Below are 18,453 nucleotides of genomic sequence, written 5' to 3'. Positions count from 1 at the left end.
GGAGATTTTATGCCCCGTTTTTGGTGCCTGGCACTCTTTATTGACATTCTTTTTGTTAGTTATGCATTACCCACACAGAGCCTAATACGATAGTGAGGGCAATGATGATGCTGTATACGATGTTTCCGACTTGAACAGCGGAATTTTCGCTTTCTTTAATATGCATAAACATGAATAGCTGCATCCCTGTTTGCATGAACGCAAGAATCCCAATAATGCTCATTATTGCGGGTCTTGGGAGACTTGTGTGTAAGGCGACAATCATGGCTAATATGGTCATAGCCAATGATAGAAGGAAACCAATAATGTGTCCGATCGGATATTTTGAATGTTGATGTTGTTCCATTATTGAATCAGCCCTCCTAAATAAACGAATGTAAAGATGAAGATCCATACGACATCAAGGAAATGCCAATAAAGGCTGATGATGAAGAATTTTCTTGATGTAACCGGATTTAAGCCTCTCTTGACCAATTGAATAATAAGCAATATTCCCCACAAGATACCCATTGAAACGTGTGCACCATGTGTTCCAAGCAATACAAAGAATCCAGAAAGGAAACCGCTTGTTTGAAGAGTAGCTCCCTCATGTACATAGTCTATAAACTCATGCAGCTCAAAATAAATGAATCCCGCACCTAAAAGCAGTGTAATAATGAACCAAGTTAGTAGGCCCTTCTTATTGTTGTTTCTCATAGAGAAAACGGCAAGTCCGCAGGTAAAACTACTAACTAATAAAAGGATGGTTTCAATCATGACATCCTTAATCTTAAATAAATCTAACTGATCAGGTCCTTTTGCTGTCATACCTGACATGACAAAATAGGTAGCGAAGAGAGTCGCAAACAGAGCAATCTCTGCACCTAAGAAAATCCAAAATCCAAATATATTTAATCTGCTTTGCTCTGATTGGTATTCTAACGGCAATGAAGTGTCTAAATGTTCACTCATCCTATTTCACCCCTTGCTGCTTCTTCCGTTTCTAAAATTTCCTTCACCTCTACATGGTATCCTTTATCAGGATCGAAGGAACGCCATGCAAGACATCCTAAAATAATGATTAAGCCTATAATTGCTAGCCACCACCATGAGAAGACAAGTCCGAACCCTCCAAGGCCAAAGCCTACAGCAGCGATAAATGGCATTCCTGTATTGTTCGGCATATGGATTGGTTTAATATCTGCTTTTTTCATTGCAGGTTTACCTTTTTGTTTCATATTCCAATATGCATCTACATCGTCCACTACAGGAGCAACAGCAAAGTTATAATGTGGAACTGGAGTTGGAGTAGCCCATTCTAATGTACGGCCATCCCAAGGATCTCCTGTTACATCACGTTCTCCATGGCGAAGACTATATATAATATTCCAAACGAGCACTAAGAAGCCAATACCCATAAGGACACCACCGACAGTTGAAACGATGTTTAAGCCTTCCCAGCCAAGTCCAGCTTGATACGTATACATACGACGTACCATCCCTTTTAAGCCAAGAACGAATTGTGGCAAGAAACAAACGTTAAATCCAACCATCCATAACCAGAAGGTAATTTTCCCAAGTCTCTCGTTTAACATATGACCAAACATTTTTGGATACCAGTAATGTAAGCCAGCAAAACAAGCGAAGGCAACACCAGGTATTAATGTGTAATGGAAATGTGCAATCAAGAAATAGCTATTATGATATTGATAATCCGCAGCTGCCATCGCAAGCATTACCCCAGTTATCCCACCAATAAGGAAGTTCGGGATAAAAGCTAATGACCATAGCATTGCTGATGTCATTTGCATTTTTCCTTTTCTCATTGTAAAAATCCAGTTAAATAATTTAACACCTGTAGGAATCGCAATCAGCATGGTCGAGATAGAGAAGAATGAGTTAACTGCTGCCGTATTCCCCATTGTGAAAAAGTGATGCACCCACGTAAAGTAACTAAATAACGCGATGGCCAACATAGAGAAAACCATTGATTTATAACCAAAAAGACGTTTTTTCGAAAAAGTACTAATAATTTCTGAATAAATTCCTAACGATGGTAATAAAACGATATACACTTCAGGGTGTCCCCAAATCCAGAATAAGTTGCTCCAAAGCATTGGCATACCGCCAGCTGCCATCGTAAAGAAATGAGATCCAGCCAAACGGTCAAACGTCATTAATGCCAATGCAACAGTTAGCACTGGGAACGCAAAAATAATAATTACACACATGATTAATACCGACCATACAAACATCGGCATTTTCATCATAGTCATACCTTTTGCTCTCATTTTTAAAATGGTTACTAAGAAGTTAATTCCGGTAATAAGAGTACCAATACCTGCAATTTGCAATGCAACTGCATAATAGTTGTTTCCTACCCCAGGGCTAAATTCTGTTCCTGCAAGTGGAAAATAAGAAGTCCATCCAGCTGTTGGTGAACCACCAATGATAAAGGAAATATTAAATAACGCACAACCTGCAGCAAATGACCAGAAACTAAAAGCATTTAACATTGGATAAGCCACGTCGCGTGCCCCAAGTTGTAATGGAACTGCGATATTAATTAATCCCATTAAAAATGGCATTGCCATGAACAAAATCATAATTGTTCCATGTGTTGTAAAAATACCATCATAATGGTTTGCATCTAATAATTTTAAGTTAGGAGCTGAAAGCTGTGCCCTCATCATTAGAGCATCGACACCACCGCGGAATAACATTAATACCGCAACTAAAATATACATGACACCAATTTTTTTATGATCAACGGTTGTTAGCCAATTTTTCCAAAGCCATTTCCACTTTTTAAAATAGGTTAAGTAAAACAGGATACCGATCATCGCTAGGGCAATCCCGGCTTCTGTTACATAAATAATTGGTTCCCCTGTGACGAAAAATTCATCAAGCTTCATAGGTTTTCTCCTCCAATCTTTCTAGTGTTTATGACCTGACATGTCCATATTTCCCATATCCATATTGTCCATATTGTGATGCTTTTGATTGGTTTCCTTTTGATCCAGCATTCCATGTTGATGTGGTGTAGTGACCCATGGCAAATGTGTGCCTGTGAACGTCATTCTACCAACAAGTCCTTCTTTCAAAAGGTTATTATAGTCACTTTTTTTCATTTTTGAAGCAGTTCCTTTTACATCTTTTACCCATTTATCAAAATCTCCTGGGGTTTGAGAAAGCACTTCAAAATCCATATGCGCAAAGCCTTCGCCATTAAAGTTGGAATTTCTTCCTTCATAGGACCCTGGTTTATCTGCTAAAAGAATCAATTGCATAGAATGGTTAGGCATCGTGTACTTTTGACCACCTAATTCGGGTACCCAGAAGGATGCCATTGTTCCAGCAGAAGTTAATTGAAATTTAACAGGTCTACCAGCAGGTATATTAACATAGTTAACTGTTTCGATATTTTGTTCAGGATAACTAAAAATCCATTTCCAGTTAGCAGACGTTACATTAATTACGATTGGTTTCTTATTTTCATACCCTTTTGGCACTTCCTCCAACGCATAGTTGGCTTTAATAGTTGGAATCGCAACCGCAATGATAATAACGACTGGTATTGCTGTCCAAATAATTTCTAACCATTTGCTACCATGTTCATCTGGTGGAACATAGTCTGCAGCTAACTTTTTCGCACGATATTTATAGACCATGTAGATAAACAGTCCCAGCACAACCACTAAAATAATCATCATGAGCCAAAATGAGTAAACAATAAGATCATATTGTTTCTGAGCAACTGGCCCTTGGGGATTTAAGACTGCTATTTTACTAGTGTCACATCCACTTAATAAAAATAGTGAAGATACAAATATGAACAATAATGATTTCCAAGGAAGTTTTTTTGTTTTCAACCTTTTTCCGCTCCTTCCCAATCCAATAATATGTGTACTAATTCACAATATCGAATAGTTAAATTCGTTGTTTTAATGCATTCTTTATAATCCTTTAATTCTTTATGGTGAAATTGTACTCCATTCTCCTCACTTTTGTGCACAACTTCACAAAGTCGACAATAATTCTCCATTTTACGTTCAATAACTTTTCATAGAGCCGTCACGAATATCCTCACATATTTTATTGACACAACAAAATTGGTCGTATTATGGGAATCTAGGGACGTGATGGATGTGGTGCCAGCTGGATAGACAATTATGATGTAGAAGCTGTTGTTTCATCGAATACCGTGTTATTTGTTTTTTTACTTCCCGTATTTTAACAAAAAAAACCTGTATCTATTTTTTAGATACAGGCACTTGTTGAAAAAATCTTATTTTTTAACTTTACACCGTAATTACCTTTGAGAATTCCTCTACTAACTCTTTAAACTGCTTTAAAGCATTTTCAACTGGTTCTGGAGAGGTTAAATCTACACCCGTCTTTTTTAATAAGTCGAGTGGATATTCGGAACTTCCGCTCTTTAAAAATTCCAGGTATGCTTCCTTCGTCTTGGAATCCCCTTCTAAGATTCGGTTTGCAATATGGACCGCGGAAGCAAATCCGGTCGCGTATTTGTATACATAGAATGGGCGATAAAAATGAGGAATTCTTGACCAACCGTACTTTACTTCCTCATCCAATACGATTTGATCACCATTGTACTCCTTAAATAATTTCTCGAACACCTCATTAAACAACTTGGCATTAAGCGGATTGCCTTTTTCCGCTAGCTCGTGTGTGATTTTTTCAAACTCGCCAAACATTACTTGTGTAAATAGTGTCCCCTTAAACTTATCAATAAAATGATTTAGAAGATACTGACGTAGCTTTTCATCTGTTTCCTTATTCAACAAATAATTAATCAATAGCACTTCATTAACGGTCGATGCAACTTCCGCCACAAAAATACTATATTTGGCAGTATTTTGCGGCTGTGTTTTATGAGAATAATGGCTGTGCATAGCATGACCCATCTCATGTGCTAACGTAAATAATCCATCAATATTATCTCGATGATTTAATAAAACATAAGGATGAACTCCATATACCCCCATATTATAGGCACCAGAACGCTTTCCCGGTGTTTCGCGAACGTCAATGTAACGCGCATTCTTGAAAGAGGCAAGTGTGTTGATGTAATCTTCACCAAGCGGGCGTAACGCATCAATCATTGTTTCATAAGCATCTTCAAAAGAGATTTCTTTTTCCACGCCTTCCACTAATGGAACATTTAAATCATACTGGTGCAGTTCCTCTAGTTCGAGCTTTTGCTTTCGAATTTCCGTATATCGGTGAAGTGATCCTAAATTGGCCTTTGTAGTGGAAATTAAATTTTCATATACTTCTTTGGACACATTATCCGCAAACAAAGCCTTTTCTAATGCAGAAGGATACTTCCGCAGCCGAGAGACCGTTACATTATTTTTGATAGCCCCTGAAAGTGTTGACGCTATTGAGTTCTTCAAATGGACGTAAGGTTGATAGTATGCCTTATACGCTTCTTTACGCTTATTTCGATTTGGATGCTCTATTAACTTTGCGTACATACCACGAGTTAGCTCAACTTTTTCTCCGTCATCATTTGTCACCTCTCCAAATTTAATATCAGCATTATTTATCATGCCGAATGTGTGGCTAGGCGACGAAAGGGCTTCCCCCAACTGTGATAGAATCTCTTCCTTTTCCTTGGATAGCACATGCGTTTTATAACGATATGCATCCAATAAATCCTTTTCATAATATTGAAGTCCTTTTTCTTGTTTCATAAAGTTCTTCAAAATCGATTCCTCTAATCCCAATAAAAAGGGCATAAAAAAGGATGTGGCTGCGTTCACTTTTACACTAAGCTGCTTAGCTTTATCCAGCAGTGATTGTGCCTCCGTATCCCTAGTGTCAATATCAACGTATAACATTCCATAAGCAAATACTTTCCCAAATGTGAATGATACTTTTTCACTCTCTGATAAATAGGAGTACAATGTTTTTCCATCATGAATATTTCCATCGAATTTCTTTAGTTGCTCTGCTGTTTGCTCTATAAGTTCAACATCCTTCTGCCAATCCTCTACGGTTGGATAGATATCCGCAAGATTCCACTTTTCTCTATCGTCTACTTCTTCCCTTGATTTATATGTAGTCATAATCACATCTCCTTAATATAGGGCATACTAATAAAAAATATTTAGGACGCATCGCTTGACGGCAGTTTTTTCGAGACTAATGATGAGCGATAATAGCTCGAGGTGATTTCCCCGGCTCTAATACCCGTTTTTCGATGAATTTCAGTTAAGTCATGTAATTCAAATTCTTTGGAAAGACTTATCATTAGTTCCGCGCATGCTCTGGCATCATCCAATGCATTATGATGATGAATAAGATCAATTTCATAATGGTTACATAGAGACTTTAATGTATGACTGGATAACTCTTTTAAAAGTCTTTTGGATAATTGGTAACTGCAAAGTAACTTACTTGAAACCGGAGTTACATCATAACGATTTAAATTATCCCTTAAAGCATAACCATCAAAGGGAAGAAAATGAGCAACCATTACCTGACTTTCTATTCTGTTTTTTATAGTTTCGTAAAAGATATTAAAAGTAGGTGCCCCTTCAACATCTTCGGGATGAATTCCATGGACAACAATATTGTGATAGTCAAAAGATTCCTCTGGATCAATCAAAGAATAGACCGAATCGACGATTTTCCCTGATTCCACAAACACCATTCCTACTGAACAAATGCTATGTCTATTTCGATTAGCTGTTTCAAAATCAAATGCGATAAAATTTTTCATTCGTAACTCCCTTCTATTCTGCGATAGAATCTTTAAAATAATCTTAACCTTTCGTGTATAAAAATGACAAGGATAAGGAATCGATATTATTACATATTAACAACGGATATTTCCTCTCGCGATACGCCTTAAAAAAATCGTAAAGGAATCTACCTTTACAGAATATGGATCAATCATTTTACCTTCTTCAACATTTGATCCATCCAAATCGCTATTTGCAATGTAGTAGCATGATGGAATTTTTGTGGATCATACCCTGTTATTTCCTTTATTTTTTTCATTCTATATAAAAGAGAATTTCTATGTATATAAAGGCTTTTTGCCGTTTCACTTAGATTAAGGTCATTTAGAAAAAAATGTTCTAATGTCTCCATTAACTTATCTGACAGGCTTCCAATTATTCTTTCAGAAAATTGCTGTTTATACCATGGATCTAGCTGATCAAGTAGAACCTTTGATTCTATATCGGAATAAAGAATAAATTGTTGATCTTTACTACCTAAAGCAAGTGCTGATATAGATTCCTCATACGAGTTCCCTATATAGGAAGTAGAATCAACGTTTGAACCCAAGCCTATTCTGACGAATACTCCTTTTGAATGATATCGATCCACTAGCGTTAAAAGTTTCTCCTTCACCTTTTTTTCTGATAAATAGGAGTTTAACAGAAATAGCCGATTCGTGCTTAAAATACCCGCTAAAGTATGTTCAGGATCAAAGCCCCCTTCTAATAACTGAACCAACTCTCTAGGGTGAAATTTTTCTGAATTAACCTCTACCGTTGATACTTGAAAAGGTGGCTCCAGCTTCACACCAATTAAATGAAGCCTTTGTTGAACGGACTCCCTATTGGAGGAGTCCTTACGTAAATCCTCAAATACAAGCTCCTTTAATCTTTGTTTCCATTCAAGCTGTTCTATCATAAAAGACTGCTGTATCATCATTTCGGTTATCATTTTTACAAGTTCGCTGAACTCCTCCATCTCGTCAGGATCGCCGGTTATACCAATTACACCAATGATCTTTTTCTGGAATTCGATAGGAAGGTTAATTCCAGGACGAGCCCCTTCCCATTGATGTAAATCTTTTTCATAAATAAATAGAGGTTTGCCGGTACGCAATACTTCCATTGCTCCGAAGTGTGCAGTGTCCATGCGTTTACGATCACCTGAAGCGATAATGACTCCTCTTCCGTCCATTATATTGATATTACGATGAAGCCTAATTGTAGTTTGCTTAACAATTTCCTCTGCAATTCCCCTTGTTAACATTTTTATCATCCTTCGTTTAGTTTTATATATTATAAACAAAATATCATGCAAAATGGTATGGATTTTTCGTATATACTATACGATGAATGCGCATTGTTTGAAGATTATAATAATTATACAAGTTCTTTGTAAGGTGGTTCTCAAGATGAAAATTATTATTGCACCAGATTCTTTTAAAGGAAGTATGACAGCATTTGAAGCTGCGACTGCCATCGAACGAGGAGTTAAGAAAGCGTTCTCAAAGGCAGATACCATTGTTGTACCCGTAGCAGATGGTGGTGAAGGCACGATGGATAGTTTAGTGACAGCAACAAATGGGAGAAAAATAGAGACAGTTGTAAAGGGACCACTTATGGAAGACATCAAGTCTTCCTACGGCATACTTGGTGATGAGCAAACATGTGTTATCGAAATGGCAAGTGCATCTGGACTAAATCTAGTTGAACCCGATAAGAGAAATCCACTATGGACTACCTCCTATGGTACAGGGGAGCTCATAAAAAATGCATTGGATGATGGATGTAGAAAATTTATTCTCGCAATCGGTGGAAGCGCTACCAACGATGGCGGAATTGGAATGCTCCAAGCCTTAGGAATGAAATTATTGGATTCTAATGGCAATTCTATTCGTTACGGAGGTGTTGGTCTTTCACAGATTACGGAAATTGATCATCAAGATTTTGATGCTAGAATAGCAAATTGTGAATTTATCATCGCTTCCGATGTTCAAAATCCTTTAGTCGGAATAAATGGTGCGACTCATGTCTTCGGTCCACAAAAAGGGGCTACACCGGAAATGCTTCAATTCCTAGACTATCATTTAACAAAATGGGCTGATTTAGTGGAAAGTAAAACAGGGATTCGATTACACGAAAGGCCAGGAGCTGGTGCAGCTGGTGGGATTGGCGGTGCTTTTCAAGCCTTCTTTCCTTCTACAACACAAAGAGGAATTGACCTTGTTATAAAGTATACAGGATTAAAGGAAAAATTAGACGGGGCGCAATGTGTTTTCACCGGAGAAGGACAAATTGATTATCAAACTGCTTCCGGCAAAACACCCATGGGGGTCGCCCAAATAGCTAAGCAAAAAAGGATTCCAGTCTTTGCGCTAGCCGGTTCTATCGGTAACGGTATTGATGAATTATACCAATACGGAATCACTAGTGTACACAGCATTGTTCAATCTCCAATGGGACTAAAGGAAGCAATGGAAAGGGGGCCAGAATTATTAGAAGCTACTGCTGAACAGGTGATTCGTACTTTTTTTGCCTGAAATAAAAAGTGCATTCTTTTGTATTAAAAACAAAGGGGAGGGTATTGTATGTTATTTCTTGTTTTAATAATTGGGGTATTATTAATTGTTATTGCTACAACTTTATTTAAACTTCATCCATTTCTATCATTATTATTGGGAACACTCTTTGTAGGCTTTGCCTCTGGAATGCCTTTGACTAAAATTGTTGAAAATATAAACGGTGGTTTCGGGGGCTTAATGACAAGTATTGGACTTGTAATCGTCTTCGGAACAATTATTGGAACCATTTTAGAAAAATCGGGCGCTGCTTTACGGATGGCAGAAGTGGTTCTTCGTGTAGTTGGGCCAAAAAGACCGCAGCTAGCGATGAGTTTAATTGGATATATTGTATCTATTCCTGTATTCTGTGATTCCGGATTTGTTATTCTATCAAGCTTAAAGAAAGCCTTGGCTAAACGGGCAAAAGTAACAATAGCATCAATGTCTGTAGCTTTAGCAACAGGCTTGTACGCGACACATACGCTTGTACCTCCGACACCTGGTCCAATTGCAGCGGCTGGAAATATCGGTGCAGAAGGATATTTAGGGACAATCATATTAATTGGACTAATTGTCGCTATTCCTGCAACGATTGTCGGATATTTTTGGGCAGCAAAGGTCGCAAAAAAAATTGAGGTTCCAGACGATGGAAATGAGGAATTGGATTATGATGAAATCGTAAAATCGTTTGGTAAAATGCCATCTGCATTCCAAGCCTTTTTACCTATTATTCTACCAATTATTCTAATAGGAATTGGTTCGATCATTACCGTTTTAGGCGGTAAGGGAAATATTTCCGCCTTCTTTATTTTCCTAGGACAACCTGTTATTGCTTTATTAGCTGGAGTTATTGCAGCCTTTACTTTATTGCCAAATTATACCGAAGAAACATTAACAAAATGGGTTGGTCAAGGGCTTTTAGATGCTGCTCCCATTCTTCTAATTACCGGAGCTGGTGGTGCGTTTGGGACTGTAATTAAAAATACAGGAATTGCCGATGCGATTCAAGGTTGGGATCTTGCGAATGCTTTCAGTGGCGTATGGTTCTTATTGATTCCATTTATTATTGCTGCTGCCTTAAAAACAGCACAAGGATCTTCTACTGCAGCGTTAGTCATTACTTCGTCATTAATCGCTCCATTGCTTCCTGTGATGGGAATTGCAGGGGCGGTACCACTTGCTTTAGTAGTAATGGCAGTAGGAGCAGGCGCAATGGCAGTCAGCCATGTAAATGACAGCTTCTTCTGGGTTGTTACCCAATTTAGTGGTATGAAGGTAACTGATGCTTATAAGGCGCAAACAATGGCTACATTGTTGCAGGGTGTCGTTACAATTATCTTTACGATGATTTTGTGGGTAATACTTGTTTAAGTTGTTTTATAAACCTCATTTACACTATTGATTTACTAAAACAGCAAAAAGATATAAAACCTCCAATGAAATGGAGGTTTTATATCTTTTTCTTGGCTACATTCATTTAAATATTTCTATTTCGTTTATTTTATTTTCCTAAACGGACAGAATCCAATTACCCATATCATTTATCACTTGTTTGTCCACATGCTGAGCAACATTATACTCTTTCTTCGCTTTTAATATCGCTCCATACACGGAAGGCATAAACATATGATTCAAGTTTGGATAAAGCTTAAATTTTACATTCGGCTTTTGACCTAGAATATTTTTATACCCATTAAAATCTTTTTCTATAGATACATGAAAATCTTTCTCACCCTGCAAAATGAAAACCGGTTTATCCAATGACTTGAGATATTGAATAGATTGGTGTACACCCATTTCTTTAAAGTAGTATGCACTTACATGTTTTCCAATAACTAATGTTGATTTCGCTTCTTCATCACTTAGATTATAGATATTTTCAAACTTCCTTGATAAATTTGCTATTTGCTTCCTCGCAATTATCTTCAAAAATTTATTTAGGGAGTCTAATACAGCATCATTTTGATCCATCATAATTTCTTCCAGATTGCGCGGTGAACCAGCCAAAATAATGATACCGGCAAAATTCCCACCTTCTGCATCAATACGAGGAGCCAACATCCCACCTAAACTATGACCAATAATAAATATTTTATTAGAGTCTATACGTTCATCTCTTCGTAAGAATTCAGCTGCAAGTACGGCATCTTCGATTGTTTCTTCTTTCACCGAAATTCCAGTGTGATTTTTCATTTCTTTGCGGTATACGAAGGTTCTCTTGTCATAACGTAACACGGCAATACCTTTCTCAGACAGACCTTCCGCAATATCTTTGAAAGGAACATTATTACCTACTTTTGCATCCATGTTGCTTGGACCTGATCCTTGAACCAGCACCACCGCGGGCAACAATCTATTAGTTTCATTTGGGATGGTCAATATCCCATTAAGGGGGTACTTAGTTCCCGCACCTATCACAATTTTCTCATTCAACATTATATGCTGCCTCCTCAAGAATTTTCTAGCGTTCTTTCTTAAGTACGAATCTATACCAATTCTTTTCTTTTAAAAATAAATACTCCAGATGCTAGAAAAAGGCCAATCAATAGAATTGTTATGATAGATGCCCCATACAGCCCCTCCGGGATTGCTTTTGTTTTTAACAATTCCCCTGTATATTTTGTCAGAAGAGATGGCAGCCATAAGAGCTTATTGGCAAAAAAGGATGCACCTGTGCTTAGAATAATTGTTGATGCTAAGGTTAAAAAAGCATTTAATCCAGAGGATTTAACTATACTTCCAAAGAAAAAAACTAACGTAACGACGAAGGTTAACCAAATTCCATAAAAGAAAAAGGCTTTTACTGCCAAGCTCACATCAACCTTTTCAAATAATTGATAAGTATAATACCAATTTGCCAGCATACCAAGGAAATAGGATACCCAAACTACCAGCATTGCAGATGTCCATTTTGCTAGAATATATGCGATAAACGAAACAGGCTTAACGAGAATTAGAGATGCACTTCCACTTTTCTTTTCCCCCGGTATAGAGGCCATAAAAGCTAGTACAACCACCAAAATTCCAATCACATTAAACTGCGAATCAATTGTTCCAAATAACACTTCTGAGGCGGATGGCGTCGGCAGTTTGATAACGGCTCCCTCCGGAAGATTCCCACCAGACTGAATGATTTCCGGTAAATAATAAGTGGTTATTGGCTGAGTTAAACCAAGTAGAAGAAACACTAATGGCATCCAAATCCATTTATAATTCCTCCATGATTCAACACATTCTTTTTTCAAAAAAATAGAAAACTGTTTCATCCCTTCACCACCTTTGTAAACACCTCTTCTAATGTCAATTGGTTCACTTCAAATTTTTCCAATGGCCAACTTTCATTAGCGGCTAGCTGAAATATTTGCTCTCTTACCTTCTCCATTTCAGAAACGGCAATGAAAGCATTATTATCATCGATATCTACGGATCCTATCCATTTCATCCCTTCCAATTGAAGCAAGAAATCTTTCGGGATTTTTGAAAAGGAAAGCCTGATTACATTATCGGTATAGCGTTCCTTAACCTCTTCCAATCCTCCACCCTCTATCAATCTGCCATCATTCATAAAAAGAACAGAATCACATACTTCCTCCGCATCATTTAGTATGTGGGTTGAAAAAAGGATGGTCGTCTCTCTTTTCAATCTTCTCATTAGCTCTAAAACTTCTCGTCTTCCAAATGGGTCTAAAGCAGAAACTGGTTCATCCAAGAGCACAAGCTTCGGCTGATGAATAAGAGCTTGTGCAATACCAAGTCTTTGCCTCATTCCTCCTGAATATCCACCTATTTTACGTTTGTATCCATCTTGAAGGCCAACAAGCTCAATTAGCTCCTCCACCCTTACCTTTATGGTAGACGCATCGATATTAACTAATTGTCCAGCAAAAGTTAAATATTCTTCACCCGTCATCCATTCATAGAAGGCAGGATATTGGGGCAAAAAACCTATTACTCCCCTAATGTCATCTCCTGATTTTTTTAATGGAGAATGAATCGTTCCTTTACTCTGTTTGATTAATCCCGCAATCATATGCAATGTTGTTGTTTTACCCGCCCCATTTGGGCCAAGTAATGCTGTGCATTTTCCTTCTTCAAGAGAAAAGCTTACATCCTTAACTGCAACTTTCCCTTTAAATTCTTTTGTAAGATTCTGTACATCTATGACCTTCATTTATTTTTGTTTCCTTCCGATAACAAAATAAAGAATCGGTCCTAATAGGTTAATAAAAATAACAATAAGTGCCCAAAGCCACTTGGGCCCTTTTGTGCGATCTATACGAATAATATCCACTAAAGCAATTACCATTAATAAAACTTGAATGACAACAATTGGTGCAATTAGACCCCAGTTAATGTTTTCCATTTCTTCTACCCCCAAATTTTTATCTGTTATACAAGAAATATAACAATTATAAAAAGCAATTACAATATGTTATTAAAAAATATTTTTAAGGGGCTATATGCCAAAACGTTTTTGCGCTTACCTACCCTTTACAAATATACAAAAAAAGTACCCTTACCAGGCGGCAAAGGTACTCTGTATATATCCTTTATTTTTTCGTAATCTCCAACAATATATCCATACCACCGGTAACTTGATGATGGGTTGAAGGTTGATTCATTGCGAATTTTTCACCGTTTATTAATATAATCGGTGTAATGACTTTATATCCTAAACCTTTAATTTTTTCCACATCATAATCAGCCAGTACACTACCTTTACTTACTTTGTCTCCATCTGAAACCTTAATGTCAAACCCATCTCCACCTAGATTGACTGTTTCCAGACCCATATGAATTAATATTTCCGCCCCTTCTTTTGAACGTAACGTAATAGCGTGCTTTGTTGGAAAAACATTAACTACTTCTCCATCGATTGGGGAATACAGTGTATTTTTCGACGGAATGATCGCTACCCCATCCCCCATCATTTTCTCTGAAAAGACTTGATCCGGAACTTCTTCTAAGGAAACTACCTCACCGGATAATGGTGCCATAATCGTTATCGCTTGTTCGCTTTTTTTAAATAGTGATTTAAACATGTAACTTCCTCCAATCATTCGCACAAGATATAAAAAACGATTCCTATTCTAACGTATAAAATCAAATTTGAAAAATGTTATACATTAACATTCGCAAAAAAATCTTATATATGTATTACTATCTTCTGCCCTTTTTCCACTATCCAAATGAAATTTCATATCTTTTTTGAAAACGCTTTAAATTCTTGTTGAATTTCGTCGAAGTCGGTATTATACTAAACGTGTAAATAATTTTCATGTTAGGGGGTAATTTGATGAGTAGTTTCTTCGAAAAAGCTCAGCAGTTTGGTAAATCCTTCATGTTACCGATTGCAGTATTGCCAGCTGCTGGTCTTTTATTAGGGATTGGGGGAGCGTTATCTAACCCAAATACCATAAAAGCTTATTCATTTTTAGATGTATCTTGGCTACAGTCGATTTTCACAATTATGTCAAGTGCAGGGAATATAGTCTTTGCCAATCTTGCTTTACTATTTGCTGTAGGTATTGCAGTAGGATTAGCAAAATCAGATAAAGGTACAGCAGGTCTTGCTGGTGTTTTAGCGTTTTTAGTTATGAATTCAACTATGTCAGCTCTACTTACTATTACGCATAAAATGAATACTGAAAACCCTGCCGCTGCAGGACAAGGAATGGTTCTTGGAATTCAAACGTTAGAAACAGGTGTGTTCGGCGGGGTTGTAGTCGGTATTTTAGCAGCTTGGCTACACAATCGATATAATAAAACTCAGCTTCCGCCGTTCTTGGGATTCTTTAGCGGATCACGATTTGTTCCCATTATTTCTTCTTTTGCGGCTATCCTGTTAGGTGCCGTTATGTTTTTAGTTTGGCCATTCATCCAAAGCGTGATCTTTAAAATGGGTGGTATTGTACAATCAACAGGTTATATTGGTACTTTCTTTTATGGATTTATTCTTAGATTGCTTGGTCCATTCGGTCTCCATCATATTTTCTATATGCCATTCTGGACTACAAGCTTAGGTGGTACTGCTGTTGTCAGTGGTCATTTAGTGGAAGGTACACAACGAATATTCTTTGCACAATTAGCAGATCCAAATACGCAGCATTTTTATATCGGAACTGCACGTTTCATGTCCGGACGCTTCATCACGATGATGTTTGGTTTAATCGGTGCGGCTTTTGCGATTTATCGTACTGCAAAGCCTGAAAACAAAAAGAAGATCGCTGGTTTAATGGGTTCTGCCGCATTAACTTCTTTCTTAACAGGAATTACAGAACCACTTGAATTTTCATTCTTATTTATCGCACCAGCACTTTATGTATTACATGCATTTTTTGATGGTTTAGCATTTATGATGGCTCATATACTCCATATTACTATCGGACAAACATTTTCTGGTGGATTTATTGATTTTATATTATTTGGAGTTTTACAAGGTAATGCGAAAACAAACTGGGTACTGGTTCCAATCGTTGGAGTTGTTTGGTTCTTCCTATATTATTTCTCCTTCACCTTCTTCATTAAGAAGTTCAATCTTAAGACACCTGGACGCGAAGAAGCAGGAGAGGAAACTGTTGCAATTACCAATAAGAGTGAACGTGCTCAAACTATTATCGGTGCATTGGGCGGAGCAGACAACTTAGAAAACGTTGACTGCTGTGCAACTCGTTTGCGGGTTACAGTAAAAGATGAGAAAAGTGTAAATGAAGATATTTTAAAGAAAACCGGTGCTAAGGGTGTTGTTTCTAAAGGAAAAGGCATTCAAGTAATATACGGACCGGACGTGACGATTATTAAAAACGAAATTGAAGAAATTGTAGGTGGATAAAAATGTTAAAGACCATAAAAAAAGGGCTAGTCGCTTCTTGTCAGGCACTTCCAGATGAACCACTTCACAGCTCATTTATTATGGCAAAAATGGCTCTAGCAGCAAAGCTTGGTGGTGCTGTTGGGATTCGCGCAAATTCCAAAGAGGATATTATTGCAATTAAACAAGAAGTTGAGCTTCCTGTTGTAGGAATAGTAAAACGAGATTATCCAGATAGTGCGGTTTTCATTACAGCTACAAAACAAGAAGTAGATGAATTGCTTGAAAGTGGATGTGAAATGATTGCATTAGATGCAACCTTAAGAACTAGACCAAATGGCGAAACTCTTGAAGAGTTGGTAGATCATATCAGAGCAAAAAAACCGGAAGTAGAATTAATGGCTGATATTTCTACAATTGAAGATGCTGTAAACGCAGAAAAATTAGGCTTTGATTGCGTTTCAACTACTCTATACGGATACACAAATGAAACAAAAGGATGTAAACTATATGATAATGAGTTTATGTTTTTGAAAAGCATCCTTCAAACTGTGTCTATCCCTGTAATTGCAGAAGGAAATGTTATTACTCCCGAAATGGCAAAACAGGTCCTTGATATAGGGGCACATTCAGTCGTTGTTGGTGGTGCTATATCCAGACCACAGCAAATTACCGCCCGTTTTACAGCAATGATTCGCGATAACTAATGACCGTTTAGAAGGAGAAAGGAGTTATAAGTGGCATCACTTTTAAAGGATATTCAGTCTAGATATTCATCTTTTTCAGATAAAGAAAGACAAATAGCAGATTATTTGCTCTCCTCACCTGAGGAAGCCTCTCAAAGTCATATCAAGGAAATTGCAGAGAAGACGGGAGTGTCTGTCGCTTCCATTACTAGATTTGCTAAAAAAGTTTCCTGCCGTAATTTTGTAGAGTTAAAATTAAAGCTAGCCAGAGAGAATCATGTAGATGAAAGTTCAGATATAGATGAAGCATTACATCATCAATATATTGAAATGTTCCATGATATCCAATCTTTATCTGGAAAAGAGTCCCTTTCTCGTGTTCTATCCTTGATTAAAGAGGCGAATCGAATTTTCATATATGGGTTAGGGAGCTCGGGACTTGCTGCACAGGAACTTAATTATCGTTTGAGTAGGATGGGATTTGTTGCGGAGGCAGTGACCGACCCTCACTTAATGATTATAAGGAGTGCCCTTCTGCAGGAAGGAGACCTATTACTTGCATTTTCGCGCTCCGGTCAAACAAGAGATTTATTAATTCCAGTCGTAAGAGCAAAAGAAAATGGAGCGAAAATCGTTTCTTTCACTGCTTACGGAGACACCCCATTAACAACATTATCACATGAAGTATTATGGACTGTTCATCCAATCCGAAATGGTTATTTCTCAACAGGACTAGACCTAAGTGCGTTATTCTTAATAGACCGAATCACTGCCCACTTCCTGCAAGATCCAGTAAGGCACAAAATATACATGGATACTGTTTCGGTTATTTCTTCTTTATCACATATAGATAGGACTTGACCGACTTTTCGTGTCATTTAATAATGTCCTTAAAAAATAACTTCTCAAACGAGGAGTTATTTTTTGTTTCATCAGGCTTCACTTCTTGATATTGTGTTTAATCATGCAAAGGAGCTGATAACATGATTAGGTCTATTCGTTTGTCTCGAAAACATTTGCTGCTCCATAATGATATTGGTGAAAACCCCGCAAACCGGGCCTGAAATTAAAAGAATAAAATTTGGATTATTGTCTATGCCCGTTTCGGGCAGAATCGGCCTTTGTTCATTCCCGCTTTCCCAATTCATCCTCTTTTCCGGGCACATTCAACCTCTGATCGTTCCCGTTTCTTACTTTGGCTATGGCCAAGTTCGCTGCCATCAATCTATCTATTGAGTCGAAAAAATCAGGTCATATGAATATCTGTTCCATACTGCATTAATTGCAGCTTCTTGGCAACAGCTTGGGATGAAAAGTTGTCCCACGAGGTGCTGTATAATGCTATTTTCCCTTGAGCTTGGACCTCATTTGCCCATGCATTTGCTACCTCCATTCCAAAACCATTTCCGCGAAATTCTTCCAATGTATATAAGCTTGCCTCTGCTGCCTTTGAAGTCTGCCTTGCGCTACAGCATATAGAAACAGCTTTATTATTTTGGACGATTGCATAACATGGTTGCTTCAACTCAAATTCTTCATATGTAAATGGGAAATTGGACAATAAAATATTTTTATTTTCAGGAGTAACTTTTATCGCTCTTGTTTCCCTATCTTTCACATTCTGAAAAATATATGCGGGTCCTATCCACACTGTGCTT

At 37.5% G+C, this 18,453-nt stretch carries 19 protein-coding genes; 5 read left to right on the top strand and 14 right to left on the bottom strand.

Annotated elements, in window-relative coordinates; all coding sequences use genetic code 11:
* Positions 1 to 55: 55 nt before the first annotated feature.
* The 7 genes from qoxD to KHA87_RS16380 all read right to left on the bottom strand — a co-directional run bounded on the left by qoxD (position 56) and on the right by KHA87_RS16380 (position 8,004).
* Positions 56 to 346 carry a cytochrome aa3 quinol oxidase subunit IV gene (gene qoxD, locus KHA87_RS16410; protein ID WP_213095264.1) on the bottom strand — a complete coding sequence of 97 codons (291 nt, stop codon included), beginning with the start codon at positions 344 to 346 and terminating at the stop codon, positions 56 to 58.
* On the bottom strand, positions 346 to 951 hold the full coding sequence (gene qoxC, locus KHA87_RS16405) for a cytochrome aa3 quinol oxidase subunit III (RefSeq protein ID WP_213095263.1): 606 nt from the start codon (positions 949 to 951) through the stop codon (positions 346 to 348). Before qoxC ends, qoxD begins: the two co-directional genes overlap by 1 nt.
* A complete protein-coding gene (qoxB, locus tag KHA87_RS16400) occupies positions 948 to 2,894 on the bottom strand; it encodes a cytochrome aa3 quinol oxidase subunit I (protein WP_213095262.1) in 1,947 nt (648 codons plus the stop codon). Before qoxB ends, qoxC begins: the two co-directional genes overlap by 4 nt.
* 21 nt (positions 2,895 to 2,915) lie before the next feature.
* Positions 2,916 to 3,851, bottom strand: a complete 936-nt coding sequence (qoxA, locus tag KHA87_RS16395; protein ID WP_213095261.1) for a cytochrome aa3 quinol oxidase subunit II — start codon at positions 3,849 to 3,851, stop codon at positions 2,916 to 2,918.
* Between the two features lie 429 nt (positions 3,852 to 4,280).
* On the bottom strand, positions 4,281 to 6,077 hold the full coding sequence (gene pepF / locus KHA87_RS16390; protein WP_213095260.1) for an oligoendopeptidase F: 1,797 nt from the start codon (positions 6,075 to 6,077) through the stop codon (positions 4,281 to 4,283).
* A 41-nt stretch (positions 6,078 to 6,118) separates the two neighbouring features.
* Positions 6,119 to 6,733 carry a 3'-5' exonuclease gene (locus KHA87_RS16385; RefSeq protein WP_213095259.1) on the bottom strand — a complete coding sequence of 205 codons (615 nt, stop codon included), beginning with the start codon at positions 6,731 to 6,733 and terminating at the stop codon, positions 6,119 to 6,121.
* Between the two features lie 173 nt (positions 6,734 to 6,906).
* Positions 6,907 to 8,004, bottom strand: coding sequence for a CdaR family transcriptional regulator (locus KHA87_RS16380; RefSeq protein WP_213095258.1), 1,098 nt, complete (start codon positions 8,002 to 8,004; stop codon positions 6,907 to 6,909).
* Positions 8,005 to 8,149: 145 nt separating this feature from the next.
* Between KHA87_RS16380 and KHA87_RS16375 the strand changes: the two genes are divergently transcribed.
* Together KHA87_RS16375 and KHA87_RS16370 are read left to right on the top strand one after the other, a co-directional pair.
* Positions 8,150 to 9,277: a glycerate kinase family protein gene (locus KHA87_RS16375; RefSeq protein ID WP_213095257.1), complete on the top strand. Its 1,128-nt coding sequence runs from the start codon at positions 8,150 to 8,152 to the stop codon at positions 9,275 to 9,277.
* Between the two features lie 48 nt (positions 9,278 to 9,325).
* Complete coding sequence (locus KHA87_RS16370) at positions 9,326 to 10,669, top strand: GntP family permease (protein WP_213095256.1); 1,344 nt, start codon at positions 9,326 to 9,328, stop codon at positions 10,667 to 10,669.
* A 138-nt stretch (positions 10,670 to 10,807) separates the two neighbouring features.
* On the opposite strand, the gene KHA87_RS16365 is transcribed toward KHA87_RS16370, so the two are convergent.
* The 5 genes from KHA87_RS16365 to KHA87_RS16345 all read right to left on the bottom strand — a co-directional run bounded on the left by KHA87_RS16365 (position 10,808) and on the right by KHA87_RS16345 (position 14,340).
* The gene (locus KHA87_RS16365; RefSeq protein WP_213095255.1) at positions 10,808 to 11,734 is read right to left on the bottom strand and encodes an alpha/beta hydrolase family protein; all 927 of its coding nucleotides are present in this window, start codon (positions 11,732 to 11,734) and stop codon (positions 10,808 to 10,810) included.
* Positions 11,735 to 11,784: 50 nt separating this feature from the next.
* Complete coding sequence (locus KHA87_RS16360) at positions 11,785 to 12,564, bottom strand: ABC transporter permease subunit (protein WP_213095254.1); 780 nt, start codon at positions 12,562 to 12,564, stop codon at positions 11,785 to 11,787.
* On the bottom strand, positions 12,561 to 13,469 hold the full coding sequence (locus KHA87_RS16355; protein WP_213095253.1) for an ABC transporter ATP-binding protein: 909 nt from the start codon (positions 13,467 to 13,469) through the stop codon (positions 12,561 to 12,563). The genes KHA87_RS16360 and KHA87_RS16355 overlap by 4 nt, the downstream gene beginning before the upstream one ends.
* On the bottom strand, positions 13,470 to 13,661 hold the full coding sequence (locus KHA87_RS16350; protein ID WP_213095252.1) for a PLD nuclease N-terminal domain-containing protein: 192 nt from the start codon (positions 13,659 to 13,661) through the stop codon (positions 13,470 to 13,472).
* Between the two features lie 187 nt (positions 13,662 to 13,848).
* The gene (locus KHA87_RS16345) at positions 13,849 to 14,340 is read right to left on the bottom strand and encodes a PTS sugar transporter subunit IIA (protein ID WP_213095251.1); all 492 of its coding nucleotides are present in this window, start codon (positions 14,338 to 14,340) and stop codon (positions 13,849 to 13,851) included.
* A 254-nt stretch (positions 14,341 to 14,594) separates the two neighbouring features.
* On the opposite strand from KHA87_RS16345, the gene ptsG reads away from it, so the two are divergent.
* The 3 genes from ptsG to KHA87_RS16330 are packed head-to-tail and all read left to right on the top strand — an operon-like array spanning position 14,595 to position 17,656.
* Entirely contained in the window at positions 14,595 to 16,130 is a 1,536-nt protein-coding gene (ptsG, locus tag KHA87_RS16340; RefSeq protein ID WP_213095250.1) for a glucose-specific PTS transporter subunit IIBC, read from the top strand.
* A 2-nt stretch (positions 16,131 to 16,132) separates the two neighbouring features.
* Positions 16,133 to 16,816: an N-acetylmannosamine-6-phosphate 2-epimerase gene (locus KHA87_RS16335; protein WP_213095249.1), complete on the top strand. Its 684-nt coding sequence runs from the start codon at positions 16,133 to 16,135 to the stop codon at positions 16,814 to 16,816.
* 30 nt (positions 16,817 to 16,846) lie between these two features.
* Positions 16,847 to 17,656 (top strand): MurR/RpiR family transcriptional regulator, encoded by an 810-nt coding sequence (locus tag KHA87_RS16330; RefSeq protein WP_213095248.1) that lies wholly within the window; start codon positions 16,847 to 16,849, stop codon positions 17,654 to 17,656.
* A gap of 101 nt (positions 17,657 to 17,757) precedes the next feature.
* Here KHA87_RS16330 and KHA87_RS16325 read toward each other — a convergent pair whose 3' ends face one another.
* Positions 17,758 to 17,943, bottom strand: a complete 186-nt coding sequence (locus KHA87_RS16325) for a hypothetical protein (protein ID WP_213095247.1) — start codon at positions 17,941 to 17,943, stop codon at positions 17,758 to 17,760.
* 98 nt (positions 17,944 to 18,041) lie between these two features.
* Complete coding sequence (locus tag KHA87_RS16320) at positions 18,042 to 18,446, bottom strand: GNAT family N-acetyltransferase (RefSeq protein WP_213095246.1); 405 nt, start codon at positions 18,444 to 18,446, stop codon at positions 18,042 to 18,044.
* Between the last annotated feature and the right edge of the window lie 7 nt (positions 18,447 to 18,453).

The sequence above is a fragment of the Bacillus sp. FJAT-49736 genome (assembly GCF_018343615.1).
Classification (GTDB): domain Bacteria; phylum Bacillota; class Bacilli; order Bacillales; family Bacillaceae_C; genus Margalitia.
Note: the sequence above shows the minus strand (reverse complement) of the source record. Positions and strands in the feature narration are given on the sequence as shown.